21 protein-coding genes are annotated in these 24910 nt (G+C 66.5%); 8 read left to right on the top strand and 13 right to left on the bottom strand.

Features of this window, described 5'->3' with window-relative positions:
• The first annotated feature begins 169 nt into the window (after positions 1–169).
• From cphA (SB816_RS17785) to SB816_RS17765, 5 genes are all read left to right on the top strand, one after another.
• Positions 170–2785 (top strand): cyanophycin synthetase, encoded by a 2616-nt coding sequence (gene cphA, locus SB816_RS17785; protein ID WP_054501471.1) that lies wholly within the window; start codon positions 170–172, stop codon positions 2783–2785.
• A 62-nt stretch (positions 2786–2847) separates the two neighbouring features.
• Complete coding sequence (cphA, locus tag SB816_RS17780) at positions 2848–5418, top strand: cyanophycin synthetase (RefSeq protein WP_054501472.1); 2571 nt, start codon at positions 2848–2850, stop codon at positions 5416–5418.
• 652 nt (positions 5419–6070) lie between these two features.
• The gene (locus SB816_RS17775) at positions 6071–6271 is read left to right on the top strand and encodes a CsbD family protein (protein ID WP_006389412.1); all 201 of its coding nucleotides are present in this window, start codon (positions 6071–6073) and stop codon (positions 6269–6271) included.
• A gap of 25 nt (positions 6272–6296) precedes the next feature.
• Complete coding sequence (locus tag SB816_RS17770) at positions 6297–6461, top strand: DUF1328 domain-containing protein (RefSeq protein ID WP_006389411.1); 165 nt, start codon at positions 6297–6299, stop codon at positions 6459–6461.
• A gap of 81 nt (positions 6462–6542) precedes the next feature.
• On the top strand, positions 6543–6881 hold the full coding sequence (locus SB816_RS17765; RefSeq protein ID WP_024068163.1) for a BON domain-containing protein: 339 nt from the start codon (positions 6543–6545) through the stop codon (positions 6879–6881).
• Positions 6882–7060: 179 nt separating this feature from the next.
• On the opposite strand, the gene SB816_RS17760 is transcribed toward SB816_RS17765, so the two are convergent.
• The 10 genes from SB816_RS17760 to SB816_RS17715 all read right to left on the bottom strand — a co-directional run bounded on the left by SB816_RS17760 (position 7061) and on the right by SB816_RS17715 (position 16537).
• A complete protein-coding gene (locus tag SB816_RS17760) occupies positions 7061–7933 on the bottom strand; it encodes a PhzF family phenazine biosynthesis protein (RefSeq protein WP_269872791.1) in 873 nt (290 codons plus the stop codon).
• A gap of 151 nt (positions 7934–8084) precedes the next feature.
• On the bottom strand, positions 8085–9482 hold the full coding sequence (locus SB816_RS17755) for a 4Fe-4S binding protein (protein ID WP_175167611.1): 1398 nt from the start codon (positions 9480–9482) through the stop codon (positions 8085–8087).
• Between the two features lie 48 nt (positions 9483–9530).
• Complete coding sequence (locus SB816_RS17750) at positions 9531–10379, bottom strand: FTR1 family protein (protein WP_054501475.1); 849 nt, start codon at positions 10377–10379, stop codon at positions 9531–9533.
• A gap of 13 nt (positions 10380–10392) precedes the next feature.
• Positions 10393–10686, bottom strand: a complete 294-nt coding sequence (locus SB816_RS17745) for a cupredoxin domain-containing protein (RefSeq protein WP_054445482.1) — start codon at positions 10684–10686, stop codon at positions 10393–10395.
• Positions 10687–10748: 62 nt separating this feature from the next.
• Entirely contained in the window at positions 10749–11285 is a 537-nt protein-coding gene (locus SB816_RS17740) for an iron transporter (RefSeq protein WP_006393588.1), read from the bottom strand.
• Between the two features lie 222 nt (positions 11286–11507).
• Positions 11508–12077, bottom strand: a complete 570-nt coding sequence (phaR, locus tag SB816_RS17735; protein WP_006393587.1) for a polyhydroxyalkanoate synthesis repressor PhaR — start codon at positions 12075–12077, stop codon at positions 11508–11510.
• Positions 12078–12196: 119 nt separating this feature from the next.
• Positions 12197–12934, bottom strand: a complete 738-nt coding sequence (locus tag SB816_RS17730; RefSeq protein ID WP_054501476.1) for a 3-ketoacyl-ACP reductase — start codon at positions 12932–12934, stop codon at positions 12197–12199.
• Positions 12935–13025: 91 nt separating this feature from the next.
• The gene (phaC, locus tag SB816_RS17725; RefSeq protein ID WP_054501477.1) at positions 13026–14663 is read right to left on the bottom strand and encodes a class I poly(R)-hydroxyalkanoic acid synthase; all 1638 of its coding nucleotides are present in this window, start codon (positions 14661–14663) and stop codon (positions 13026–13028) included.
• A 123-nt stretch (positions 14664–14786) separates the two neighbouring features.
• Positions 14787–15551 carry a peptidoglycan editing factor PgeF gene (gene pgeF / locus SB816_RS17720; protein ID WP_372414981.1) on the bottom strand — a complete coding sequence of 255 codons (765 nt, stop codon included), beginning with the start codon at positions 15549–15551 and terminating at the stop codon, positions 14787–14789.
• On the bottom strand, positions 15539–16537 hold the full coding sequence (locus tag SB816_RS17715) for an RluA family pseudouridine synthase (RefSeq protein WP_054501479.1): 999 nt from the start codon (positions 16535–16537) through the stop codon (positions 15539–15541). The genes pgeF and SB816_RS17715 overlap by 13 nt, the downstream gene beginning before the upstream one ends.
• A 107-nt stretch (positions 16538–16644) precedes the next feature.
• On the opposite strand from SB816_RS17715, the gene SB816_RS17710 reads away from it, so the two are divergent.
• The gene (locus SB816_RS17710) at positions 16645–17433 is read left to right on the top strand and encodes an outer membrane protein assembly factor BamD (protein WP_054501480.1); all 789 of its coding nucleotides are present in this window, start codon (positions 16645–16647) and stop codon (positions 17431–17433) included.
• Between the two features lie 120 nt (positions 17434–17553).
• On the opposite strand, the gene SB816_RS17705 is transcribed toward SB816_RS17710, so the two are convergent.
• Complete coding sequence (locus SB816_RS17705; protein ID WP_054501481.1) at positions 17554–19641, bottom strand: ATP-dependent DNA helicase; 2088 nt, start codon at positions 19639–19641, stop codon at positions 17554–17556.
• 228 nt (positions 19642–19869) lie between these two features.
• Here SB816_RS17705 and tex point away from each other — a divergent pair, with 228 nt between their 5' ends.
• Complete coding sequence (gene tex / locus SB816_RS17700) at positions 19870–22248, top strand: RNA-binding transcriptional accessory protein Tex (protein WP_064528685.1); 2379 nt, start codon at positions 19870–19872, stop codon at positions 22246–22248.
• Positions 22249–22572: 324 nt separating this feature from the next.
• Positions 22573–23076, top strand: a complete 504-nt coding sequence (locus SB816_RS17695) for a hypothetical protein (protein ID WP_054501483.1) — start codon at positions 22573–22575, stop codon at positions 23074–23076.
• A 90-nt stretch (positions 23077–23166) separates the two neighbouring features.
• Here the strand turns inward: SB816_RS17695 and SB816_RS17690 are convergent, their stop codons facing one another.
• Together SB816_RS17690 and SB816_RS17685 are read right to left on the bottom strand one after the other, a co-directional pair.
• Complete coding sequence (locus SB816_RS17690; RefSeq protein ID WP_410547340.1) at positions 23167–24519, bottom strand: tryptophan--tRNA ligase; 1353 nt, start codon at positions 24517–24519, stop codon at positions 23167–23169.
• Between the two features lie 64 nt (positions 24520–24583).
• The gene (locus SB816_RS17685) at positions 24584–24907 is read right to left on the bottom strand and encodes a DUF3325 domain-containing protein (protein ID WP_054501485.1); all 324 of its coding nucleotides are present in this window, start codon (positions 24905–24907) and stop codon (positions 24584–24586) included.
• Positions 24908–24910: the final 3 nt, after the last annotated feature.

Raw genomic sequence — 24910 nt, 5'->3', positions numbered from 1 at the left:
CGAGTTCACGCCTTTGAAGGCGTCGTATAGTATCAGCCGATTTTTCTAATTAGGAATATCTGGGATCCCCCACTCGTTGGCATTATTCTTAAGGCGCAACCCCAATAAATTCGCGGTCTTGCATAGGGGCGTCCGCGCGTGCCAACCTGCTTCTCAAGTAAATTAAAACATGAAAAAGAAAGACATTGAATTCCTCGATGTCGTGGCTTTGCGCGGCCCGAACATTTGGACGTACCGTCCGGTACTCGAGGCGTGGGTGGATATCGGCGAACTGGAGGACTATCCCTCCAACACGATCCCCGGCTTCTACGAGCGCCTGACCGCGTGGCTGCCGACCCTGATCGAGCACCGCTGCAGCCCGGGCGTGCGGGGCGGTTTCCTGTCCCGCGTCAAGGAAGGCACCTGGCCCGGCCACATTCTCGAACATGTCACCCTTGAGCTGCAGAACCTGGCCGGCCTGCGCGGCGGCTTCGGCAAGGCCCGTGAAACCTCCACCCGCGGCGTCTACAAGGTCGTCGTGCGCGCCTGGCAGGAACAGGTCACCCGCACCGCCCTGAACGAAGGCCGCGACCTGGTCATGGCCGCCATCGAAGACCGTCCGTTCGACGTTGATGCCGCCGTGGCGCGCCTGCGCCGGCTGGTCGACAAGCACTGCCTGGGCCCCAGCACCGCCTGCATCGTCGATGCCGCCGACGACCGCGACATCCCCTACATCCGCCTGTTCGAGGGCAACCTGGTGCAATTCGGCTACGGCTCGCGCCAGCGCCGTATCTGGACGGCCGAGACCGACCGCACCAGCGCCATCGCCGAAGGCATTTCGCGCGACAAGGACCTGACCAAGGAACTGCTATCGACCTGCGGCGTGCCGGTGCCGGAGGGTCGCCTGGTCGACAGCGAGGACGACGCCTGGTCGGCCGCAGAGGACATCGGCCTGCCGGTGGTGGTCAAGCCGTATGACGGCAACCACGGCCGCGGCGTGTTCACCAACCTGACCACGCGCGAGGAAGTGGTTTCCGCCTACCGCGTCGCCGTCGACGAGGGCAGCGGCGTCATCGTCGAGCGCTTCGTGCTCGGCAACGAACACCGCCTGCTGGTGGTCGGCAACCGCATGGTGGCCGCCGCCGCCGGCGAACCGGCCTGGGTCACCGGCGACGGCAAATCCACCATCACCGAGCTCATCGACAACCAGATCAACACCGACCCGCGCCGCGGCCGCACCGAAAACCACCCGCTCAATCCGGTGCGGCTGGATTCGGCCGCGCGCCTCGAAATCGCCCGCCAGGGCCTGTCCGAAGACAGCGTGCCGGCCGACGGCCAGCGCGTGCTGGTGCAGCGCAGCGGCAACGTCGCCTTCGACGTCACCGACCGCGTGCACCCCAGCGTCGCCGCTACCGTGACCCTGGCGGCCCGCGTGGTCGGCCTGGACATCGCCGGCGTCGACCTGGTGGCCGAGGACATCTCGCGCCCGCTCGACGAGCAGCGCGGCGCCATCGTCGAAGTCAACGCCGGCCCGGGTCTCCTGATGCATCTGAAGCCGGCCGACGGCCCCCCGCGCCCGGTCGGCCACGCCATCGTCGAGCACCTGTTCCCCGAAGGCGATGCCGGCCGCATTCCCATCGTCGGCGTCACCGGCACCAACGGCAAGACCGTGGTCGCGCGCCTGATCGCGCGCCTCTTGCACCTGTCGGGCAAGCGCACCGGCCTGGCCTGCAGCGAAGGCCTGTACCTCGACCGCCGCCTGGTGCAAAAGGGCGACCGCGCCGATTTCGCGTCCGGCACCCGCGTGCTGATGAACCGCAACGTCGACGCCGCCGTCATCGAGAACGACAGCGGCGTGATCCTCGGCCAGGGCCTGGCGTATGACCGCTGCCAGGTCGGCGTGGTCACCAACATCGACGACGCGGACCATCTCGGCGACTTCGACATCAACGAAACGGAGCGCATGTTCAATGTGTTCCGCACCCAGGTCGACGTGGTGCTGCCGACCGGCGCCGCCGTGCTCAACGCGCGCGATCCGCGCGTGGTGGAAATGGCGGAGCTGTCCGACGGCGCCGTGATCTTCTTCGGCATCGATCCCGCCCTGCCCGCCATCACCGCCCACCTGCAACAGGAGGGCCGCGCGGTGTTCGTGCGCGACGGCGCCATCGTGCTGGCGCAAGGCGCGCACGAAGAGCGCCTGGCCGACGTCGCCGCGATCCCGCTGACCCATGGCGGCCGCGTCGCCTTCCAGGTCGAGAACGTGCTGGCCGCGGTCGGCGCAGCCTGGGCGCTCGACATCCCCGTCGAACTCATCCGCGCCGGCATCGAGACCTTCGACATCGACCAGGCCGACGCGCCCTGGCAGTTCACCCTGTTCGAGCGCAACGGCAGCACCGTGGTGGTGGACGACGTCCACAACGCCTCCGCGTTGCGCCCGCTCATCACGGCCATCGACCAGTTCCCAGCGACCACCCGCGCCGCCGTCTATTCGGCTGGCGCCGACCGCCGCGACGTGGACCTGATCGAGCAAGGCAAACTGCTGGGCGATGCGTTCGACCGCGTGGTGCTGTATGACGACACCACTGTCACCAGCAAGCGCCCCGCCGGCCAGGCCCGCGCGCTGCTGCGCCAGGGGCTGGAGCAAGGCAGCCGCGTCAAGCAGATCCTGGACGAGCCGGATCACGGCAGGGCCATCGAGAGCCAGCTCGCCGGCATTGCGGCGGGCGACTTCGTGCTGCTGCAATCCGACGAAGCCTTCTCCGGCCCCACCATCGATCTCGTCCGCCGCTGGATCCAGCAACACTGACATCATCGCGCGCGCCGCGGCGGCCCGCCGCGGCGCGCGCAAGCTAGACAGGAATACCTGCCATGGAAGTTTCCCGTATCCGAGCGCTGCGCGGCCCCAACCTGTGGAGCAAGAACACGGCGATCGAGGCCATCGTGTCGTGCGCCGACGCCGAATGCTCGATCGACAACCTGCCCGACTTCGAAGCCCGCCTGCGCGCGCGCCTGCCGCAGACTGGCCTGCTGCGCCCCGAAGGCCACCAGGGCGCGGTCTCGATCGCGCACGTGCTGCAGATCGTCTCGCTGACGCTGCAGGCCTACGCCGGCTGCCCGGTCACGTTCGGCCGCGCCTCGCCCACCACCGAACCCGGCGTGTTCCAGGTCGTGGTGGAATACAGCGAGGAAGAAGTCGGCCGCCTCGCCATGGACCTGGCGCAGCAACTGGTGCAGGCCGCGCTGGACGACACGCCGTTCGACCTGGCCGACGCCCTCAAGCGCCTGCGCGAGCTGGACGAGGACGTGCGCCTCGGTCCCAGTACCGGCTCCATCGTCAACGCCGCCACCGCCCGCAACATTCCGTACCGTCGCCTGACGCAAGGCAGCATGGTGCAGTTTGGCTGGGGCAGCAAGCAGCGCCGCATCCAGGCCGCCGAGACCGACCTGACCAGCGCCATCTCCGAATCGATCGCGCAGGACAAGGACCTGACCAAGATGCTGTTGGACGCCGCCGGCGTGCCTGTGCCGCTGGGCCGCTCGGTCACCACCGCCGAAGACGCCTGGGCCGCGGCCCAGGAGCTGGGCGGCCCGGTGGTGGTCAAGCCGCGCGACGGCAGCCAGGGCCGCGGGGTGGCGGTCAATATCGAGACGCGTGAACGCGTGATCCAGGCTTTTGAAGTGGCCGAGGAAATCAGTTCCGAAGTCATCGTCGAACGCTACATCCCCGGTCACGACTTCCGCCTGCTGGTGGTGGGCGGCGCGCTGGTCGCGGCCTCGCGCCGCGATCCGCCGCAGGTCACCGGCGACGGCGTGCACACCATCCGCCAACTGGTCGAGCAAGTCAACGCCGACCCGCTGCGTGGCGATGGCCATGCCACTTCGCTGACCAAGATCCGCTTCGATGACATCGCGCTCGCGACGCTGAAAAAGCAGGGCTTCGACGCCGACTCCGTGCCGGCGCCGGGCACCCTGATCTTCCTGCGCAACAACGCCAACCTGAGCACGGGCGGATCGGCAACGGACGTCACGGACGAGGTCCATCCGGAGATGGCGGCGCGCGCCGTTTCGGCCGCGCGCATGATCGGCCTGGACATCTGCGGCGTCGACGTAGTGGCCGAAAGCGTGCACTACCCGCTCGAAGAGCAGAACGGCGGCGTGGTCGAAGTCAACGCCGCGCCCGGCCTGCGCATGCACCTGAATCCCTCGTTCGGCAAGGGCCGCGCGGTGGGCGAAGCCATCATCGCCAATATGTTCGCCGATGGCGAGGATGGCCGCATCCCGCTGGTGGCGGTGGCCGGCACCAACGGCAAGACCACCACGGTGCGCCTGACCGCCCATATCCTCGGCGTGGCCGGCAACCGCGTCGGCATGACCAACTCCGACGGCGTCTACGTCGACAACCTGCGCATCGACACCGGCGACTGCAGCGGCCCGCGCAGCGCCCGCAGCGTGCTGATGCATCCGGACGTCGATGCCGCGGTGTTCGAAACCGCGCGGGGCGGCATCCTGCGCGAGGGCCTCGCCTTCGATCGCTGCAACGTCGCCATCGTCACCAACATCGGCATGGGCGACCACCTCGGCCTGGGCTACATCAGCACCGTCGAGGACCTGGCTGTGGTCAAGCGCGTGATCGTGCAGCATGTGCATCCGAGCGGCACCGCCGTGCTAAACGCGGCCGACCCCATCGTGGCGGAGATGGCCTCCAGTTGCCCCGGCTCCATTACTTACTTCGCCGAAGACCGCAACCACCCGATCATGTCGACGCACCGGGCCCAGGGCCTGCGCGTGGTGTACCGCGACGGCGACGCGATCGTCGCGGCCCAGGGCAGCGAGGAAACCCGTTTCCCGCTGGCCGAGATCCCGCTCACGCGCAACGGCACCATCGTGTTCCAGGTCGAGAACGCCATGGCCTCGATCGCCGCGGCCTGGGCGCTGAATCTGGACTGGAGCATCATCCGCCGCGGCCTGGCCACCTTTGTCAACGACGCCCAGACCGCGCCCGGCCGCTTCAACGTGTTCGACTATCGCGGCGCCACCGTGATTGCCGACTACGGCCACAACCCCGATGCGATCCAGGCGCTGGTACGCGCGGTCGATGCAATGCCCGCCAAGCGCCGCGCGGTGGTCATCAGCGGCGCCGGCGACCGCCGTGACGAAGACATCCGCATGCAGACCGAGATCCTCGGGGAAGCCTTCGACGACGTGCTGCTGTATCAGGACCAATGCCAACGCGGCCGCGCCGACGGCGAAGTGCTGGCCCTGCTACAGCAAGGCCTGGTCAACGCCAGCCGCGCCCGCCACATCGAGGAGATTCACGGCGAGTTCCTGGCGATCGACACGGCGCTGGCTCGCCTGCAGGCGGGCGATCTTTGCCTGATCCTCGTGGACCAGGTGGAAGAGGCGCTGGAACACATCGCCCAACGCATCCGCGAAAGCTGATCCCGATCCGGAAATCGCATGAAGACGGGGCGCGAAAGCGCCCCGTTTCTTTTGGATGGCCGCGGCGGGTCGCCGCCCCACCGGACCTGGCGCCCGATCGTAGCCCTGGCCCTAGCCGTGCGGCTCCGAGACGGGCGCCGCGGCCTGATAGTGGTCCGTCACATGGGCGCATCCCAGCGCGGCCATCGTGGCCAGCGCCAGCAGAATCGTGCCAAGGAATCGTCGGGTCATGCGTGCCCTCTCGTGAGTGATGTCGCCAGACCGCGCCGGTCTCGGAACCGGCCGCGGAGCCTGCCCCGACTATACCGATCCAGCGGGCATGGGGCCAGCGTCGGTGACCCGTCGCGAGGCATCACGCGCCACCGCTTTTATGCGAATCGGCCGTACAGGTCCCGTTACCAGCCCCGCTCAAAAGGGCTCAATAGGTTGCTCAGATGTAACTCCCGCTCTGGTACGCCTGCGCTACCTGACCGTCATAAGACGCACGGTTTGCCCCGTCCCCGGCCGTTACATTTACCCACAGCGCCCCTTTGACAGCCCTCGTCGCCGCCCTGTACCTTGAATCCAAGCTGATCAGTGCCCAACTCAACCGCGAATACAGAGCTTATCGGCCATAAGCCGCTGCGTTCGCCACTAACGAAGAGAGGTCACCATGAACAACGACATCATCGCTGGCAAGTGGAAGCAACTGACCGGTAAGGCCAAGGCGGCCTGGGGTGAACTCACCGACGACGAGCTGACCCGCACCGAAGGCAACGCCGAACGCCTCGCTGGCCTGATCCAGGAGCGCTACGGCAAGACCAAGGAACAGGCGGAGAAGGAAGTGCGCGATTTCTTTGATCGCAACCCCTGATCCCGTACCTCCAGGAGAAGCCGACATGTTGCACTACGCCGTAGTTTTCTTCGTCATTGCGATCATCGCGGCGGTCCTGGGCTTCGGCGGCATCGCCGCCGGCGCCGCGGGCATCGCCAAGATCCTGTTCTTTGTCTTCCTGGTATTGGCGCTGCTGTCCATCCTGGGCGGCGCATTCCGCAAGAAATAGAAGAACATCGCACCCAAAGAACTTTCGCTTAGCCGTTGCGTCCTGAACGCGCTGAAAACCACATACACAAGGAGCACAACTATGGAATTTCGCAAGCTGATCGCCGCCGCCGCACTGGGTACGGGCGCTGTCTTCACTTCCATGGCCTTTGCCGCCAATGACGGCAAGCCCAAGCAATCCGTGGGCGAATACGCCTCCGACGCGACCGTGACCACCAAGGTCAAGGCCGCCTTTGTGGCCGACAAGCAACTGAGCGCGCTGGACATCGCCGTTGAAACCACCGATGGCGTGGCCAAGCTGACCGGCACCGTCGGCACCGCCGCCGAAGCCGACCACGCCGCCACCGTCGCCCGCGGCGTCGAGGGCGTGAAGCAGGTGATGAACAACATCAAGGTCGACCCGGCCAAGAACAAGAAGTAACCCGCCGGGCCTTGATGGCCATGCAATGAAAAACGGCGCCTGTGCTCACACACAGGCGCCGTTTTTCATTGCGCGCGGGAAGCCGGCAGCCCAGAGCCCGCACCGGACCGCTTTGCCGCCAGCGGCGCCACGGCCCGCGTGACAGGCACAGCCCGGTCATGCCGGACCCGCGCGCACACTCAGACGTCCACCGTGCCGCGCCCGATCTCCAGCGCGCGGCCGCCCACCTGGATGCGGCCATCGGCCTGCACGTCCAGCAGCAACCGGCAAGGACGGCCCATCTGATCGCCCTGCTCCACCAGGAAACTGGCGGGGAGCGCATGCTGCCGATGCCGCAGCCAGCCACCCAGGTTGGCACAGGCCGATCCGGTCCCGGCATCTTCCTGCACCCCGCCGCCGGGCTTGGCGTAGAAATAACGCGTCACCACGACGTCGCGCCCATCCTGCCGGCGGCTCTGGTCGAAGGCGAACAGATAGCAGACCTTGCGTCCCAGGCTGTTGGCCTGCCAGCGATCCAGCCGCGAGGCATCCGGATTCGCGCGCCGCAACGCGTCGACGTTCTTGAGCGGCACCAGTAGCTGGTCCGCGCCCGTATCCACCCAGAGGGGATCATCCGCCAGATCGTCCATGTCCAGCCCCAACAGTGCGGCAATATCAGCGGCCGGCAGCGTCGGCGCCGCCGTGCGCACGCCATTCGGGCAAGGCGCGGTGAAAGTCCAGGCGTCACCCTGCGCGGTGACCGGCACGACGCCGGCCTTGAATTCCAATGTCAATGCATCGCCGCGCTTGAGCAGGTCGCGCACCACCTGCGACGTGCCGATGGTCGGATGGCCCGCGAAACCCATCTCGAAGCCAGGCGTGAAAATGCGCACCCGCGCATCGGCCACGTCGGACGGCAGGATGAAAGTGGTTTCGGAAAGATTGAACTGCGCCGCCAGCTCGCGCATGGTGGCATCGTCCATGCCACGCGCGTCTTCGAATACACAGAGGGGGTTGCCGGTGAAGGTGCTGGAGGCGAAGACGTTGAGAAGACGGAATGCGTAGGTGGCCATGGGCTGGAGGGAAGGTTGCCGTGGGGAGGAAAATAGACCCTCCACTTTATCGCACCACGCCGGGCCAAGGGACGCTCCCGCGGCCGGGATAATGCCGCGCCGGCCCCCGGCACCGGCCCCCCCCAACGGCCGCATCGCATCCCTGCCACTGTCACCAGATGGCGAAGAACAGCACCCAGGCCCAGCAGAACGGCGCCAGGCCGGCGGCCAGCACCAGCCACGCCGCGCCCTTGCGCGCCAGGCTTACCGGGCGCTGGTTGAGCAACCGCGCGAACAGGCGCAGGGTCCACAGCACGGCCAGCGTCAGCAGCGTAAAGCGCACCGGCGCCGCCCACGCGGCGCGCACGCCCTCGTGCTTGAGCAGGTTGATGGTGGTGGCCGACAAGCCCAGGAACACGCCGATGCCGGCCGAGGGAATCAGGCCCTGCGCCAACTTGTGCAATCCGGGGCGGAACCAGCCGCCCGCGGGCTGTCCCTCCACTGGCGCCGCTGGCGCCAACCGGTCGGCGATCCACAGCGACAGGAAGCTGGCGCCGCCGATGCAGATCGTCGCGCCCACCACGAACATCATGATGCCGGCGCCGTCGAGCCAGGAGAAGCTGTCGTTCACTTCCGGATAGTGGGTCAGGATGAACCACGGCGCGTTGTCCATCAGAGGCCACATGATGTCATGCTCGACCAGCCAGGTCGCGGCCCACTGCTTGGCGGTCACGTACCACGGACTGGCGCTCCAGAGGAAGGCGCCCATGGCAATGCCCATCAGGCCGAAGCACAGCAGCGCGGTCTGCCACGGTTCGCCATCGGTGACGCTGACGACCTCTTCCTCGGGCGAGCGCGGCGTCAGCGCAATGGCGCCGCGATAGCCACTGCACCGGCCGCACACGTGGCAATCGCCGGCACCCTTCATGTGACGCAAAGGCACCAGCGGCGCACAGTTGATGGGTTCGATCCGGATGACCGGATGGCGCCACTTTTCCTCGTCGACCTTGAAGTGCCACGGCGCCAGCTTCGCCAGCAGGTTGAAGACGCCGTTGACCGGACAGAGGTACTTGCACCAGACCCGTTTGCTGCGGCCATAGCGCCAACCGACGATCATCGCCGCCACCGTCGAACCGCCCAGCACCGCCAGCACCGCCAGCGGATACTGGTAGACGCTGACCAATTGGCCGTAGATGGTGGTGAGCGCGAAGGCCACGAAGGGCCAGCCGCCCCAGCGCATCCACTTGGGAATGGCATGCCCCTGGCCGCGTTCGCTGGCCCATTCGGTGAGCATGCCCTCCGGACAGAACCAGCCGCACCAGGCGCGTCCCAGGATCGGCATGGAGATCAGCACGAACGGCCACCACACGCCCCAGAAGGCGAACTGCGCCACGATGGTCAGGTTGTTGAATACCGAGGCCGAATTGTCCGGCAGCGGCATGATGGCCGGCACGATCAGCAGGAACGCGTATATCGCAACAATGCCCCACTGCAGCTTGCGCAACAGAGGGGCATGGTCTCGAAGAAAGTCGGCGATACGGGAGGTTGCCCTCCCGAGTGCAGCTGCCATGGTCAAACCTTCATTAATTCAGTCCGATAGACACGTTGGAATCGGCGCTCAAGAGGCGGCGCGGGTGACCGCGACCGGCGCGGACTTGCCGCCCACCCAGCGCAGCAACGTCCACACCACGATCCAGTACGCAACCCACAACAGTACCGAAATCAGGGCGGGCAAGGCGCGATAGCCCGCGAAATCAGCCAGAATCTTGCCAACGCCGGTGCTGTCGCTCAACAGCCACGAGCTGTCCCAGACCGGGTCGACGAGGGTCGGCAGCACGTCCAGCGAAATCAGGTGATCCAGGCCGCCCACCAGCAACGAGCCGGCCAGCAAGAGCAACAGGATTTCGGTCACGCGGAAAAAACGACGCCAGGTGATGAGCTTGCCACCCAGTTGCAGCAGCCAGAAGGTCAGCAGCGCCACCAAGAAACCGGCCACCCCGGCCAGCGCCAGCATCAGCATGTCGCTGCCGCCATCGCCCGCCGCGACGGTGCCGTACAGGAACACCACGGTTTCGCTGCCTTCGCGGGCCACCGCGATGGCCACCAGGACGAACAGGCCCCACCAGTTGTCGTGGGCCACCGAGGAGCGGGCGCCGCTTTCGAGCTCGCTCTTGAGGGTGCGACCGTGCTTCTTCATCCACACGACCATCTGCACCACCAGCACGCAGGCCGCCAGCGACATGATTGCCTGGAACCATTCCTGGCCTTCGTCGCTGAGCCACGACGATACGCCCAGCAGCACCAGCGCCAGCGCGATTGCCAGGGCCAGCCCCGCGCCAACGCCACCCCACAGATACTTCAGTCCGCGCTTGCCTTCCGGCGTCGCGCGCAGCCAGGTGTACAGAATGCCCACCACCAGCATGGCTTCGACGCTTTCGCGCCAGACGATGAAAAGAACCTGTTCCATGTGGTGCGGCCGCCTATTCCTTGGGCTTGACGATCAGGGTGCCTTTGACCGCCTGGTGAAAATCATCGAAGAATGGATACTCGCCGGGGCGCGAGATGGTGATGACCACGAACGACTTGACCCCGGGGCCGAGCACCTTCTCCTTGCGCAGCGGAATGCTCTCGAACTCCACCGGCTCGTTGCTTTCGTTGATCAGTTCGATCTTGAAGCGGCCGGCCGGCACTTCCAGCGTGGCCGGCTCAAAGGTGCCATTGGGCTTGAACGTCAACGTGAAGGTAGGCAGTTCGTCCGCCTGCGCGGGCGCCATGCCGGCGATGCCAGCCAGGCCAACCAGCAGCACGCAGATGACGCGAGACAGGCGACGCACGATCAGTAACCGCCCTTCTTGCCGGTGCCGGCGTAGACGAAGTCGTATTCGAGTTCGATCGGCTTGAACCAGTCGCCCACCCCGGTTTCCTTGTCAATGTGACGACCGAAGTGGTTCATCTTGTTGGCCGTCGGCGGCAGGATGGTGTACTTGAGCTTGTACTTGCCCGGGCCTTCGAGCTTGATGTTCTCGCCGTAGTGCGGGCCATCGTTGGCCACCATGGGCATGAGCTCACCCTTTTGCACGTTCTGGCTGCCGACCTTCTGGATCTCGTAGTTCACGACCAGGTAGGGCATCCACTCGCCTTCCGGGAATCCGGTGGGGTTGCCGGCGGTGGCGTGGATATCGGCTTCCAGGTGGACGTCGGAATCCTTGGCGGGACGCATCATGCCCGGCGGGTCCATTTCGATCGGCTGCAGGTAGACCGCGCCGATTTCCATGCCGCCTTTTTCAACGGGCTTGCCGATGGGGTATTCGGCCGCTTGGGCGGCGGACACGCTCAAAGCGACAATGGCCAGCGCCAAGGCTTTCTTCATCATGTGGGTCATCCTCAAAGCTCGATTGAAACGACGGTGTTCAAAACATAAACAAGAACCGTTTGCATTAATGTAACGAAAAAATCTGACATCACCCTGAATCGGAATGGTCCGAAACAAGAGGATGCTTGCGTACCGTCAAGCCAAAAGAAAGCCGGCGGGCAATCGCGCCGCCGGCTGGCTGGTTTTCTCGACCGCGGCCAGGCCGCGAGTCCGGAGGATCCGCTACGGCTTGCGGCCGCCGCCTTGCGAACCGCCCGGCGTGAACGGGAAGTTCGAGAACATGGCCCGGGTCTGGTCTTGCATCTGGTCCTGCATCTGGACGAACAGGTTTTTGCTCTGGTCGATGTAGTTGTTCATCATGTTCTGCAGCATCGGCGTCTGCACGTTCATGAACTGGGTCCAGGCCTCGGGGCCGAACTGGCTGCCGTACAGCCCCTTGGACTGCTCGGCCATGCGCTGCTGGATTTCCATGAAGGCCTGGATGTTCTTTTCCAGGTAGGAACCCATGATGCCCTGCATCGCGTGGCCGTAGAAACGGATGATCTGCGACAGCATGTTCGATGAGAACATGGGCATGCCGCCGCTCTCCTCTTCGAGGATGATCTGCAGCAGGATGCTGCGGGTGAGGTCCTCGGCGCTCTTGGCGTCGACAACCTGGAATTCTTCGTTGGCCAGGACCAGTTGCTTGACATCCGCCAAGGTGATGTAGGTGCTGGTCCGGGTGTCGTACAGGCGACGGTTGGGGTACTTTTTAATCAGGCGCAGGCTGGCGCCGGTTTGTGCTTGCGTCATGGTTGTCCCCGGATCGGGCGATCTCTAAGACTTCGAATAGGGTGAAGTGTAATGCCGCGGCGCCTTCTCCCCGAAGCGCCGCGGCCTGGAACGGCCGCCCGAGGGCAGCCCGCGATGCGTCAGCCCATGTGCAGGCCGCCGTTGAGCGAGAAGTCCGCGCCGGTGGAAAAGCCGGATTCATCGGAAGCCAGCCATGCCGTCATCGAGGCGATTTCTTCGGGCGTGCCGAGGCGACGCACCGGGATGGTGGCGACGATCTTCTCGAGCACGTCGGGGCGGATGGCGCGCACCATGTCGGTCCCGATGTAGCCGGGCGAGATGGTGTTGACGGTGACGCCCTTGCTCGCGACTTCCTGGGCCAGCGCCATGGTGAAGCCATGGATGCCGGCCTTGGCCGTGGAGTAGTTGGTCTGGCCGAACTGGCCCTTCTGGCCGTTCACCGAACTGATGTTGATGATGCGCCCCCACTGCCGCTCGACCATGCCGTCGATGACCTGCTTGGTCACGTTGAAGAGGCTGTTCAGGTTGGTGTCGATGACCGCGCGCCAATCGTCGGCGGTCATTTTCCGGAACAGGCCATCGCGGGTGATGCCCGCGTTGTTGACCAGCACATCGACCTGGCCAAGTTCCGCCGTGACGCGCTCGAAGGCGGCGACGGTGGAATCCCAGTCGGACACATTGCCGACGGAAGCATGGAAGGTATATCCCTGCGCCGCCTGCTCATCCAGCCATTGCTGGTAATTGCGGCTCGGGCCGCAGCCTGCCACGACGCGAAAGCCCTCTTTGGCCAGGCGCTGGCAAATAGAGGTGCCGATCCCGCCCATCCCGCCTGTAACGTAAGCCAGTTTTCCGCTCATTGGACTTCCTCCTGTGTGCGACGGACGCCTCGTTGATTGACTTCTACTTCTTCTACTTCTTATTGGCCCGGGGCCCACCGCAAGCGCGGTTTCAGGTGGCCCTGACCTTCACATACCTGCCAGGCGCCGGCTCGATCGGCCGGTATCTGGCGTTACCTGATTTTGCCCGAGCCTTGACCTGCTTGCCGGAATGCCCGGCCAGCCAGTCCGCCCAGTCGGGCCACCAGCTTCCTGGTTTTTCCTGCGCCTGCGCCAGCCAGGCGTTGGGATCGCCCGGCAGGGGGCGGCCCTCGGCGCCGGCGCCTTCGGCCACCCAATAGCTGCGGCGCTTCTTGGCCGGCGGGTTGACCACCCCGGCGATGTGGCCCGACGCGCCCAGCACGAAACGCTGCGGACCGCGCAGCACCTGGGTCGAGGCATAGGCCGAGACCCACGGCACGATGTGATCTTCGCGCGAACCGAAAATATACGCCGGCATCGACAGTCGCGTGAGGTCCAGTGGCAGCCCCGCCGCCTGGGCGCGGCCCGGCACCTTGAGATTGTTCTCGAGATACGTGTTGCGGAAGTACCAGGAAAAGAACGGCCCCGGCAGGTTGGTGCTGTCGCCGTTCCAGAACAGCAGATCGAAGGCCGGCGGCTTCTGGCCCTTGAGATAGTTGCCGACCACGTAGTTCCAGACCAGCTCGTTTGGCCGCAGGAACGAAAAGGTGGTGGCCAGATCGCGGCCCGGCATCAGTCCGCCGGCGCCCAATTGGTGGTCGCGCAGCAAGGCGTGGGTCTCGTCGACGAACACGCTCAGGATGCCGGTGTCATGGAAATCGAGCAGCGAGGTCAGCAGCGTCAACGCCGCGACGGGATGTTCGCCGCGCGCCTCGGCCAACGCCAGCGCCGAGGCCAGCATGGTGCCGCCGACGCAGAAACCGAGGGCGTTGACCTGCGGCTGGCGCGTGATGTCGCTGGCCACGCGCAGCGCCTGCAGCACCGCGTCGTCGAGATAGTCGGACCAGGTGGCGCGATCGACGCCGTCGGTATCGCTGGCCAGCGGGTTGCGCCAGGAGATCAGGAAAACGGTGAAACCCCGTTCGACCGCATGGCGCACGAACGAGTTATCGGGCTGCAGGTCGAGGATATAGAACTTGTTGATGTTCGGCGGCACGATCACCAGCGGCACCTCGTGCACCGTGGCCGTGGCGGGGGCATACTGGATCAGCTGGAACAGCCGGTTCTCGAACACCACTTCGCCGGGCGTCACCGCCACGTTGCGGCCGATCTCGAACTGCGTCTCGTCGGTCTGGGTGATGCGGCCTTTCTTGACGTCGCCCAGCAGATTGGCCAGGCCCTCGTTCAGGGCGCGGCCGGCGCTTTCGACGATGGACTGCTGGGCGTCGGGGTTCAGGGCCAGGAAGTTCGAGGGAGACAGCGCGTCTACCCACTGCATGATCGAAAAACGCAGCCGGTCGCGCATCGGCTCGCTGACCTGCGCGGCATCGACCATGCGCGACATGGCGCGGGCCGACAGCAGATAGGTATGGGCCATCAGCAGGTGCTGGCCATTGGCGGCCCAGGCCTGGCCAGCGAAACGCCGGTCGGCCGGCGGAGCCAGCGCGCCGCGACGGGCGTCGTCGCACAGGCGCTGCCATTCGCGCGAGAATTCAGCCTGGATATCGGCCAGGACGTCCGGAGCCACGCTCACCGGAAGGGGCCCTGAGGCGGAGAGATTGGCATTCACTTCGACACCTTGTTATCGAGACTTCCCGATTGATGTTGCATGTCGGGTTCAGCACTGTCAATGCGGGTATTCAATGAGGCCAGCAAGCCTAGCCGCCCGCGGGCGCGGCCGCTTTGCGCTGGATCAGACCGGGTCGAGCCAGGCCAGCAAAGCCATCCTGCCGGTCTCGCTGTCGCGACGGTAGGAAAAGAAGCGTCCGGCGTCCGCCACGGTGCACAGGCCGCTCAGCGTGACATCCTGCACGCCGGCCCGGCGCAGGCGGAATTCGGCCAGGCCGGCCAGGTCGGCCAGCCATTTGCCCGAAACGCCCGGACGCGGCCGGAAGTAGGTTTCCGTGGCGGGATCGTCCGCCAGGAAGGCGTCCAGCACGTCGCGACCGACCTCGAAGGCTTCCGGCCCGATGCCCGGGCCGACCCAGGCGCGCCAGGCGGTAGCGGCCGGGGCCTTGGCGCGCATGGCGGCCAGGGTGTTTTCCAATACGCCGCCGGACAGGCCGCGCCAGCCAGCGTGGGCCGCGCCCAGGACGCTGCCGTCGGCGTCGGCGATGACCACCGGCAGACAGTCCGCCACCATTACGGCCAGCACGCGGCCCGGGCGCGCGGTGACGCTGGCGTCCAGCGCCGGCTCGTCGGGCAGGTCGGCGGCGTCGGCGTCGACCACGTCGCTGCCATGCACCTGCCGCAGCCACAGCGGCTCGGCCGGAAGCGCCGCGCGCAAGCGGCGGCGGTTCTCGGCCACGGTATCGGGATCGTCTCCGGCGCGGCGGCCCAGGTTGAGGGTGTCGTGCGGCGCCACGCCCACGCCGCCGGCGCGGGTGGTGCAGAAATAGTTGACGCCGGCCCACGCCGGGCCGGTCACCACGGGCAAGCCTTCAATCATGCGTTCCATGCGATCGCTTCCTGGACCAGGGTCATGTCCGCCGGCACGGGGGCGGCGAACTGAACCTCGCCGCGACCGCCCGGATCATCGAAATGCAGGGCGCGGGCGTGCAGCATCTGCCGCTGCGCGCCCGCGATGTTCTTGCCGCCGTAGATCGCATCCGCCAGCAGCGGATGCCCGAGGCTGGCAAGGTGCACCCGGATCTGGTGGGTGCGGCCGGTTTCCAGGCGGCACACCACCTCGGTGACGCGGCCGCCGGGATCGACCTGGCCGCACCGCGCGGGGGCATAGTGGGTGATGGCGGGTTTCGGCGCCACGGGCCGCTCGACGCTCATGCGCACCGGCACGCGCGGGTCGCGGCCGATCGGGCGGTCCACCTTGCCGGCGCGGACCAGCCAGCCGTGCGCCAGGGCGACGTATTCACGCCCCATGCTGCGCGCCTGCAACTGGCGCACCAGATGGGTCTGCGCGATTTCATTGCGCGCCACCACCATCAGCCCCGAAGTGTCCTTGTCCAGCCGGTGAACGATACCGGCGCGGGCCACCTGCGCCAGTTCGGGATAGCGGTGCAGCAGGCCGTTGAGCAGCGTGCCGCTCCAGTTGCCGGCGCCGGGGTGCACCACCAGGCCGGCGGGTTTGTTCACCACGATCCAGTCGGCGCTTTCATCGACCACGGGGAAATCGATGGGTTCGGGGGCGAAAGCCAGCGTCTCGGGAGCCGGCTGGGCCCAGACCGTGATTTCGTCGCCCGGCCCCACCGTCTGGCGGACCTTGCCGGGCGCGCCGTTGACGTGGACGTTGCCGGCCTCGATCCAGCCCTGCAGCCGGCTGCGGGAATGGTCCGTCAACAGTCCGGCCAGCACCTTGTCCAGCCGGTCGGCGCGGGTGCCCGCGGGCACCGTTACAAATTGCGGTTCGCCGCGCGGGTTTTCGCCGGAAAGGCTCAGGAGCTCATCGTCGGAAACGAGATCTGCGCTGATGGCTGTATCGGACATGGAGACAAATCATATAATCAGCCTGCCATGCTAACACCAAGGATACGATTCTCGTGATTCACCACTCCGCAGCTCCCTTGAACCCCGCCTCCCGAAGCGGGTCGGTTTTGCGCGTGGTTATCGCGCTATTTGCCGTCATCGCGATCGCCGGTTGCGGTTCGACCAACAGCAAGTACGACAAGACCACGAACTGGAGCGCCGAGCAGCTCTACGCCGACGCCAAGGCCGAAATCTCCTCGGGCGGCTGGAAAGAAGCGCGCGAGCGCCTGACCGCCATCGAGAGCCGCTATCCCTTCGGCGTCTACGCCCAGCAGGCCCTGCTCGAGCTGGCCTACGTCAACTGGAAGGATGGCGAAAACGAACAGGCGCTGGCCGCGATCGACCGCTTCCAGCAGCTCTACCCCAACCATCCCGGCACCGACTACGCGCTGTACCTGAAGGGCCTGATCAACTTCACGCCGGCCAGCGCCTTCATGAGCAACATCACCGGCCAGGATCCGGCCGAACGCGACCCCAAGGGCCTGCGCGCCTCGTATGACGCGTTCAATGACCTGATCAAGCGCTACCCGGACAGCAAGTACACCCCGGATGCCATCAAGCGGGTGGCCTGGCTGGTCAACACCATCGCCATGAACGAAGTACACGTGGCCCGCTACTACTACGAGCGCGGCGCCTACATCGCCGCCGCCAACCGCGCGCAGACCGTCATCACCGACTTCGAGGGCGCCCCCGCCACCGAGGAAGCGCTCTACCTGATGGTGCAGTCCTACGACAAGCTCGGCATGACCGAACTGAAAAACGACGCGCAGCGCGTGCTCGACAAGAACTTTCCCAACAGCTCGTTCAAGGACAAGGGCCTGAAGGCCGACAAGAGCTGGTGGAATCCGTTCAACTGAACACCGACAGTATGGGAAGCCCCTCGATCTCTCGAGGGGCTTTTTTTGTCCGGCGACGTCCTTGGGTCCTATTCGCGCGGTGCGAGTCAGGACGGTCCGCTTCTGCCTGGCCAGCCCGCCCTATTCCTGCTTGCGGCGGTAGAAAGCCAGCACCTCTTCCAGTTCGCGCGTCCGCGCGAATGGCGGCAAGCCGCGCCACAGGCGCTTGCCATAGGGCTTCTCGACCAGGCGGGCATCGCCCACCATCAGTACGCCCCAGTCCGATTCCGTGCGGATCAGGCGGCCAGCGCCCTGCTTGAGCGAGATCGCGGCCTCGGGCAACTGGTATTCCGAGAACGGATTGCCGCCGTGGGCGCGACAGGCCCGCAGCCGCGCCTCGATCACCGGATCGTCCGGTGGCGCGAACGGCAGCTTGTCGATCGCCACCAGCGTCAGCACGTCGCCCGGCAGGTCGATGCCCTCCCAGAAGCTGGCGCTGCCCACCAGCACCGGGTGCGTCAGCTTGCAGAAACGGTCCAGCAGGTCGCGGCGCGTGCCCTCGCCCTGCTTGAGCAGCGGCCAGTCGTGGCCGGCGTCGTCGAAGGCGTCGGCCAGCAGGTTGGCGACCTTGTCCACGGCGCGCAGCGTGGTGCACAACACCAGCGTGCCGCCCGGGCTGGCTTCCAGCAACGGCAGCAGCGTCTGCACGAAGCGGTCCAGGAACTGCGGCGATTGCGGCTCGGGCATGCCGCGCGGCACGAACAGCAGCGCCTGCTCGGGATAATCGAAGGGCGATTCCCACTTGCCGGTGCGGGCGCGATCCAGGCCCAGTTGGCCGGTGAAGTGCGTGAACTCGCCATTCACCGACAATGTGGCCGAAGTCATGATCCAGGCCTGGCCCGGCTTGCGGTATTTGGAGAATGCCTGCGCCACCGACAGCGGCGCCGAATGCAGCCGCACATGGTGTTGGCCATGCTCGACCCAGCGCACCGCCGGGCCGGTCCATTCCACCGCCGCGGCCGCGCCTTCGAGGATCGCGGCAGGCGTGGACAGGCCATCGCCCAGCGCCGGTTGCGGGGCCGATGCCGGCGCCTGGTCGTCGCGGCCCCAGCCCTCGTCGTCGAAGCCGGCGCCGTCGCGGCCCGGCGTGGCCCAGCGCTTGAGGCGCACGGCGATTTCAGCGCCGCTGCGGGCGGCGGCCACCAGGTCGGGATGGCGCTCGGCGACCGAACCCAGCGCGTTGGTGGCGATGTCCACCGCCTCGCGCAACACCGCGAACGCGGCATCGAACTCATCGGCGTTGGGAATGGCCTCGAACGTGGCCTTGCGGCCCGGCAGACGCTCGAGCGGCGCACAGACCAGGCGCAATTCGCGCGTGGCGGTTTCCAGGTGCCGCGCGACGTCGCTCCATTTGGTGGCTTCGCGCGCATAGGCCAGGCCGGCGGCTTCGAGCGCGCGGCCGAAATCCAGCAACTGGTGCGTCGACACGCTGCTGCCAAGGAAGCGGGTGGCCGTGTCGGGCAACTGGTGCGCTTCGTCGAAGATGACGGTGTCGGCCTCCGGCAGCAGGTCGGTGACGCCCTCTTCGCGCAGCACCAGGTCGGCCATGAACAGGGCGTGGTTGACCACCACCACGTCGGCTTCCTGCGCCTGACGGCGAGCCTTGACCACGAAACAGTCGCGGATGCGCGGGCATTCCTGGCCCAGGCAGTTCTCGCGGGTCGAGGTGACACGCTGCCAGATGTCGGCGTCTTCGGGCACCTGGGCCAGGTCGCCGCGGTCGCCGGTCTTGGAAATGCCGGCGAACACCTGGATCTGGCGCAGTTGCTGGATTTCGGTGCGCGACTTCAAGGCGCGTTCGTCGCCCTGCAGGCGATCAAGATGGTAGTGACAGACGTAGTTGCCGCGCCCCTTGAGCAGCGCGGCCGTCACCGGGGCCGCCAGCGCCGCCCGTACCCGCGGCAGGTCGCGCGTGAACAGTTGGTCCTGCAGCGTGCGGGTACCGGTGGAAATCAGCACCTTGCCGCCCTGGATGAAGGCGGGTACAAGATACGCCCAGGTCTTGCCGATGCCGGTGCCGGCCTCGGCCACCAGCGTGGCGCGGTCCTGAATGGCCTGGCCGATGGCCTGGGCCAGTTCCACTTGGGAAGGGCGCGGCTTGTAGCCGGGCAAGGCCGACGCGAGCGGGCCGTCCTCGGCGAAGAATTCGGAGATGTCCAGGTCCAGCATGGATACAGCCTGGCGTCGAAGGCGACCGTGCCGGTGGACGGTCGGGGCGCCAGACCCAGAATGGGTGGGAAAGGACCAAATGATACCCGCTGGCGCTGCGCTTTTCCGCCCAACGCGTCGCAAACGTCCCGTCCCATGGGGACGGATGTGTCCACCCTGGCACGTTCTGTAACAACGGCTTATGGCACAATCCGCCCCTTGTTTTTCCTTTTTTGCCGTCGTATCGAGATGTCTGAAACTTCCGTTATCACGAACGTCGCCGCCGGCGTCGACAATGCCCGCATCGTTGCCCAGCTCGCCACCGAGCTCGGCGCACGCGCCTCCCAGATCGCCGCGGCGGTGGAACTGCTTGACGACGGCGCCACCGTGCCGTTCATCGCGCGCTACCGCAAGGAAGCCACCGGCGGCCTGGATGACACCGTCCTGCGCAACCTGGAAGTGCGCCTGGGCTACCTGCGCGAACTCGAAGAACGCCGCGGCGCGATCCTCGAATCGATCTCGCAGCAAGGCAAGCTGACGCCCGAACTGCAGCAGGAAATCGCCAGCGCCGACACCAAGCAGCGCCTGGAAGACTTGTACGCGCCGTACAAGCCCAAGCGCCGCACGCGCGCCCAGATCGCCCGCGAGGCCGGCCTGGAGCCGCTGGCCGACGCCATCCTGGCCGACCCGGCCTGCGACCCGGCCGCGCTGGCCGCGCAGTACCTGAATCCCGAAGCCTCGATCAACGACACCAAGGCGGCGCTGGACGGCGCCCGCGACATCCTGGCCGAGCGCTACGCCGAGAACGCCGACCTGCTGGCCGACATGCGCGAGCACCTCTGGTCCACCGGCTATCTGTATTCCAAGATGGTCGACGGCAAGGAAACCGAAGGCGCCAACTTCCGCGACTGGTTCGACTTCAACGAGCCGCTGCGCACGCTGCCGTCCCATCGCATCCTGGCGCTGTTGCGCGGCCGCCAGCAAGGCGTGCTGGAAATCCGCCTGGGACTGGAAGCAGAACTCGAAGCGCAAACCCCGCATCCCTGCGTGGCGCGCATCGCCAGCTTCCTGAAGCTGGGCAATGGCCTGTTCGCCCTCGACGCCTCGCCGCGCGCGCGCTGGCTGGGCGAAGTCTGCCGCTGGACCTGGCGCGTCAAGCTGGTGACGGCTTTCGAAAGCGAACTGATCGGCCGCCTGCGCGAGACCGCCGAGGCCGAGGCCATCCGCGTATTCGCCGCCAACCTGAAAGACCTGCTGCTGGCCGCGCCGGCCGGCCCCAAGGCCGTGCTGGGCCTGGACCCTGGCATCCGCACCGGTTGCAAGGTGGCCGTGATCGACCGTACCGGCAAGGTGGTCGACACCACCACTGTCTACCCGTTCGAGCCGCGCCGCGACCGCGAGGGCACCATCAACACCCTGGCCGCGCTGGTCGCGCGCCACAAGGTCGACCTGATCGCGATCGGCAACGGCACGGCATCGCGCGAAAGCGAGAAGCTGGTGGGCGACATGCAGGAACGCTTCCCCGACCTGAAGGTCACGCGTGTGGTGGTATCCGAGGCCGGCGCCTCGGTGTACTCGGCATCGGAAACCGCCGCGCAGGAATTCCCCGATCTCGACGTGACGCTGCGCGGTGCCGTGTCGATCGCGCGCCGCCTGCAGGATCCGCTGGCCGAGCTGGTCAAGATCGATCCCAAGGCCATCGGCGTCGGCCAATACCAGCACGACGTCAACCAGCGCGAGCTGGCGCGTTCGCTGGACGCGGTGGTCGAGGACTGCGTGAACGCGGTCGGCGTGGACGTCAACACGGCCTCCGCCGCGCTGCTGGCGCGCGTGTCGGGCCTGAACTCGCTGCTGGCCAAGAACATTGTGGCCTGGCGCGACGAGAACGGCGCCTTCCCCACCCGCGAACAACTGCGCAAGGTGCCGCGCTTCGGCGACAAGGCTTTCGAGCAGGCCGCGGGCTTCCTGCGCATTCCCAACGGCGACAATCCGCTGGATGCCTCGTCGGTGCACCCGGAGGCGTATCCGGTGGTCGAGCGCATCGTGGCCAAGATCAAGGCCGAGGTGAAGCAGATCATCGGCCAGCGCGACGCGCTCAAGGGCGTGTCGCCCTCTGATTTCACGGACGAGCGCTTCGGGCTGCCGACGGTGCGCGACATCTTCGCCGAACTGGAAAAGCCCGGCCGCGATCCGCGTCCCGAGTTCAAGACCGCCCAGTTCAAGGAAGGCGTCGAGACGCTCAATGACCTGTATCCCGGCATGGTGCTCGAAGGCGTGGTGACCAACGTCGCCAACTTCGGCGCGTTCGTCGACATCGGCGTGCACCAGGACGGGCTGGTCCACATCTCGGCGCTGGCCGAGAAGTTCGTGAAGGATCCGCGCGACGTGGTGCGCGTGGGCCAGACCGTCAGCGTGAAGGTGCTGGAAGTGGACGTGGCGCGCAAGCGCGTGGCCCTGACCATGCGCATGAACGACGCCGCCGTGCCCGCCCGGCGCGGCGCTGACGCCCCCAAGGGCGGCGATCGTGGCGGCCGCCGCCCGCAGGGCGACGGCGGCCGCGGCAACGCCGGCGGCAGCGGCGCAATGAACAGCGCCATGGCCGACGCATTCGCCAAGCTCAAGCGTTGAGCCCCTCCCCTGGCCGCTCCCCGCAGGAGCCGGCCAGGCGGCCTGCCCAAGTCTCACCAACCGGCGCACATGCGCCGGTTGTCATTCACGGTTGTCATTCAACTAAGGACTTTCCCTCAGAGTCCGCCCCTCCTTGCGTTGTCTCAAGCCGGACGCAACAAAAATAAGAGAAAATATCGAATTGTGTCTAAATAATAAGCCGGCGGATCGGGCACGCACGGCGGAAGCAAACCCATGATCAGGCGAGCTGCGGCGCAAACGTCTATCAGGTCGAAGCACAAGAAAAACAGCGCCATACCAGAGACACCGGAGATCCGTCCCGCCATGCGCAACACAATTACGCTTGCCGCCAACGAAACGGCAATCATCACCAAGAAGGAAGCCAGCCCGAGCGGCGCCTACAACGAGGTCACTCTCGGCCAATATGCCCACCTGACCGTGGATGGCGCCGAAGTCACCTTCAAACACATCACGCTGGAACGCCTGGGCAACCGGGTCATCGAGCTGGCCAACGGCGCGCAACTGCACGTGGGCGCGCTGGGATTCGCCAGCATGGGCGCCAGCATCACCTACCGCATCGGCGCCGGCTGTGCGCTGACCTTCGATGCCAGCCAATGGGATCCGGAAGTCGTGGCCAACACCACGTTCGATTTCGTCAGCCAGGGCAGCGGCACGCTCAAGTATTTTCCGTTCATCAACCCCGAGTGGCTCGACTGCCCCAACGTGACAGGCTATTCCGAAGGCGACATGCTGGAAATCGCGGGCCAGGGCAGCGCGCAACGATTCCAGGTGCGCGACGGCCGCATCGTTTCCGCCAACGCGCGCTAACGGCGACGACGCGCGGCAAGCCTTTCCTGGAGAACAAAAACGACAAGGGCGGCGCAATGGCGCCGCCCTCGTCTTGCCGCCTGCGCGGCGTTATTCCTGAGCCATCGAGCGTAACGCGTCGCGCGTCTTCGCCAATTGCGCCTGGGCGTCGCCGACGGCGCCGGCCGGCGCCGTCGCCACGGTGACGCCGTCCAGTACCGCAGTCAGGCCCTCAGCCGTGGCTTGCAACAGAGCCTCGGGAGACTCCGCCTGCAGGCGGCGCATCAGCACGCCGGCTTGCTTCGGATCGGCAAAGCGTTGCGACAACAGCAGCTCCTCGCCATCGGCGGCCAGGAAGCGGAAACGGAAGCCGCCGTCCTCGTCACGGAAACTGACGAAACGCGCGCCCTTGCCTTTTTCCTTCCTGGCCGGCGCGTCCTTGCCCGGCGCCTGCGCGTTCAGGTTGCGCAGGCCCACGGCCTCGCGCAGCTCGCGCATCATCGGCACCGCCAGCTTGCGCGCCTTGGCGGCGCCGGCCTGCAGCACGTCCTCGATGCGGCCGGGGTTGGCCATCAGGTCGAAGTAACGCTCGCGCATCGGCGCCAGCAGGTTCTCCAGGTGATCGTAGAGCGCCTGCTTGGCCTCGCCCCAGCCCAGGCCTTCCTCGAGTTGCTTGCGGAAGGCCGCGGCCTGTTCGTGCGTGGCGAAGGCGCGGTAGATGGTGTACAGGTGCGAGCCTTCGGCGTCCTTGGGTTCGCCCGGTTCGCGCGAGTCGGTGACGATGCGCATGATCGAGGCGCGCAGCGCCTTGGCGCCGCCCTCGAACAGCGGGATGGTGTTGTTGTAGCTCTTGGACATCTTGCGGCCGTCCAGGCCCGGCAACGTGGCCACGTCCTCTTCGATGGCGACCTCGGGCAGCGTGAAGTATTCGCGGCCGTACAGGTGGTTGAAGCGCTGGGCGATGTCGCGCGCCATTTCCAGGTGCTGGATCTGGTCGCGGCCCACCGGCACCTTGTTGGCGTTGAACATGACGATGTCCGCCGCCATCAGCACCGGATACGAGAACAGGCCCATGGTCACGCCGTCATCGGGATCCACACCCTTGGCCACGTTCTGGTCGACCGAGGCCTTGTAGGCGTGCGCGCGGTTCATCAGGCCCTTGGCCGTGACGCAGGTCAGCAGCCAGCTCAGCTCGGGGATCTCCGGGATGTCCGACTGGCGGTAGAAGGTCACGCGCTCGGGATCGAGCCCGACCGCCAGCCAGGTGGCGGCGATTTCAAGCCGCGAACGGGCCACGCGGGCCGGGTCGTCGCACTTGATCAGGGCGTGGTAATCGGCCAGGAAGAAAAACGCGTCGACGCCCGGTTGCGTGCTCGCCTGGACCGCCGGGCGGATCGCGCCAGCGTAGTTGCCGAGGTGGGGGGTACCGGAGGTGGTGATGCCAGTAAGGACGCGGGTGTTCATGGACGATGCAGGCGTTTGCTTGGTGAAACGCCCAGTGTAACGTGCCGCGCGGGCGACGCCGTGGTTACAGGACGGCCAGCAGCGGCGCGGCCAGCGCGCACACCCCGCCGGCCGTCAGCGCGGCGCGCGGCCGGAAGGTCAGGAACCAGATCAGCAGCAGGCCGGCGATGCTGAGGATGCCGATCCATTCGACCGTGCCATAGCTCCAACCCCAGACTGCGGCCGAGGCGCACAGCGACAGGGCCAGCGCCAGCCAGCCGAAGACCCGCAACGGCACGCGATGGCGGCGTGGCAAAGCGCGGTCGAACAGGTCTTCGTAGTGACGGTCCATGCCCAGGCACAGGGCGGAGAACCCCGCATAGGCCAGGCAGAAGGCGGCGAGCGTCATGGC

It is taken from the genome of Achromobacter sp. SIMBA_011, from assembly GCF_046535435.1.
In the GTDB taxonomy this organism is placed as follows: domain Bacteria; phylum Pseudomonadota; class Gammaproteobacteria; order Burkholderiales; family Burkholderiaceae_B; genus Achromobacter; species Achromobacter dolens.
Note: the sequence above shows the minus strand (reverse complement) of the source record. Positions and strands in the feature narration are given on the sequence as shown.

What these genes read in the sequence shown, in the direction of transcription:
- cphA (WP_054501471.1), top strand. Translation starts at nt 170, where the DNA reads ATGAAAAAGAAAGACATTGAATTCCTCGATGTCGTGGCTTTGCGCGGC.
- cphA (WP_054501472.1), top strand. Translation starts at nt 2,848, where the DNA reads ATGGAAGTTTCCCGTATCCGAGCGCTGCGCGGCCCCAACCTGTGGAGC.
- SB816_RS17775 (WP_006389412.1), top strand. Translation starts at nt 6,071, where the DNA reads ATGAACAACGACATCATCGCTGGCAAGTGGAAGCAACTGACCGGTAAG.
- SB816_RS17770 (WP_006389411.1), top strand. Translation starts at nt 6,297, where the DNA reads ATGTTGCACTACGCCGTAGTTTTCTTCGTCATTGCGATCATCGCGGCG.
- SB816_RS17765 (WP_024068163.1), top strand. Translation starts at nt 6,543, where the DNA reads ATGGAATTTCGCAAGCTGATCGCCGCCGCCGCACTGGGTACGGGCGCT.
- SB816_RS17760 (WP_269872791.1), bottom strand. Translation starts at nt 7,933, where the DNA reads ATGGCCACCTACGCATTCCGTCTTCTCAACGTCTTCGCCTCCAGCACC.
- SB816_RS17755 (WP_175167611.1), bottom strand. Translation starts at nt 9,482, where the DNA reads ATGGCAGCTGCACTCGGGAGGGCAACCTCCCGTATCGCCGACTTTCTT.
- SB816_RS17750 (WP_054501475.1), bottom strand. Translation starts at nt 10,379, where the DNA reads ATGGAACAGGTTCTTTTCATCGTCTGGCGCGAAAGCGTCGAAGCCATG.
- SB816_RS17745 (WP_054445482.1), bottom strand. Translation starts at nt 10,686, where the DNA reads ATGGCGCCCGCGCAGGCGGACGAACTGCCTACCTTCACGTTGACGTTC.
- SB816_RS17740 (WP_006393588.1), bottom strand. Translation starts at nt 11,285, where the DNA reads ATGATGAAGAAAGCCTTGGCGCTGGCCATTGTCGCTTTGAGCGTGTCC.
- phaR (WP_006393587.1), bottom strand. Translation starts at nt 12,077, where the DNA reads ATGACGCAAGCACAAACCGGCGCCAGCCTGCGCCTGATTAAAAAGTAC.
- SB816_RS17730 (WP_054501476.1), bottom strand. Translation starts at nt 12,934, where the DNA reads ATGAGCGGAAAACTGGCTTACGTTACAGGCGGGATGGGCGGGATCGGC.
- pgeF (WP_372414981.1), bottom strand. Translation starts at nt 15,551, where the DNA reads ATGGAACGCATGATTGAAGGCTTGCCCGTGGTGACCGGCCCGGCGTGG.
- SB816_RS17715 (WP_054501479.1), bottom strand. Translation starts at nt 16,537, where the DNA reads ATGTCCGATACAGCCATCAGCGCAGATCTCGTTTCCGACGATGAGCTC.
- SB816_RS17705 (WP_054501481.1), bottom strand. Translation starts at nt 19,641, where the DNA reads ATGCTGGACCTGGACATCTCCGAATTCTTCGCCGAGGACGGCCCGCTC.
- tex (WP_064528685.1), top strand. Translation starts at nt 19,870, where the DNA reads ATGTCTGAAACTTCCGTTATCACGAACGTCGCCGCCGGCGTCGACAAT.
- SB816_RS17695 (WP_054501483.1), top strand. Translation starts at nt 22,573, where the DNA reads ATGCGCAACACAATTACGCTTGCCGCCAACGAAACGGCAATCATCACC.
- SB816_RS17690 (WP_410547340.1), bottom strand. Translation starts at nt 24,519, where the DNA reads ATGAACACCCGCGTCCTTACTGGCATCACCACCTCCGGTACCCCCCAC.
- SB816_RS17685 (WP_054501485.1), bottom strand. Translation starts at nt 24,907, where the DNA reads ATGACGCTCGCCGCCTTCTGCCTGGCCTATGCGGGGTTCTCCGCCCTG.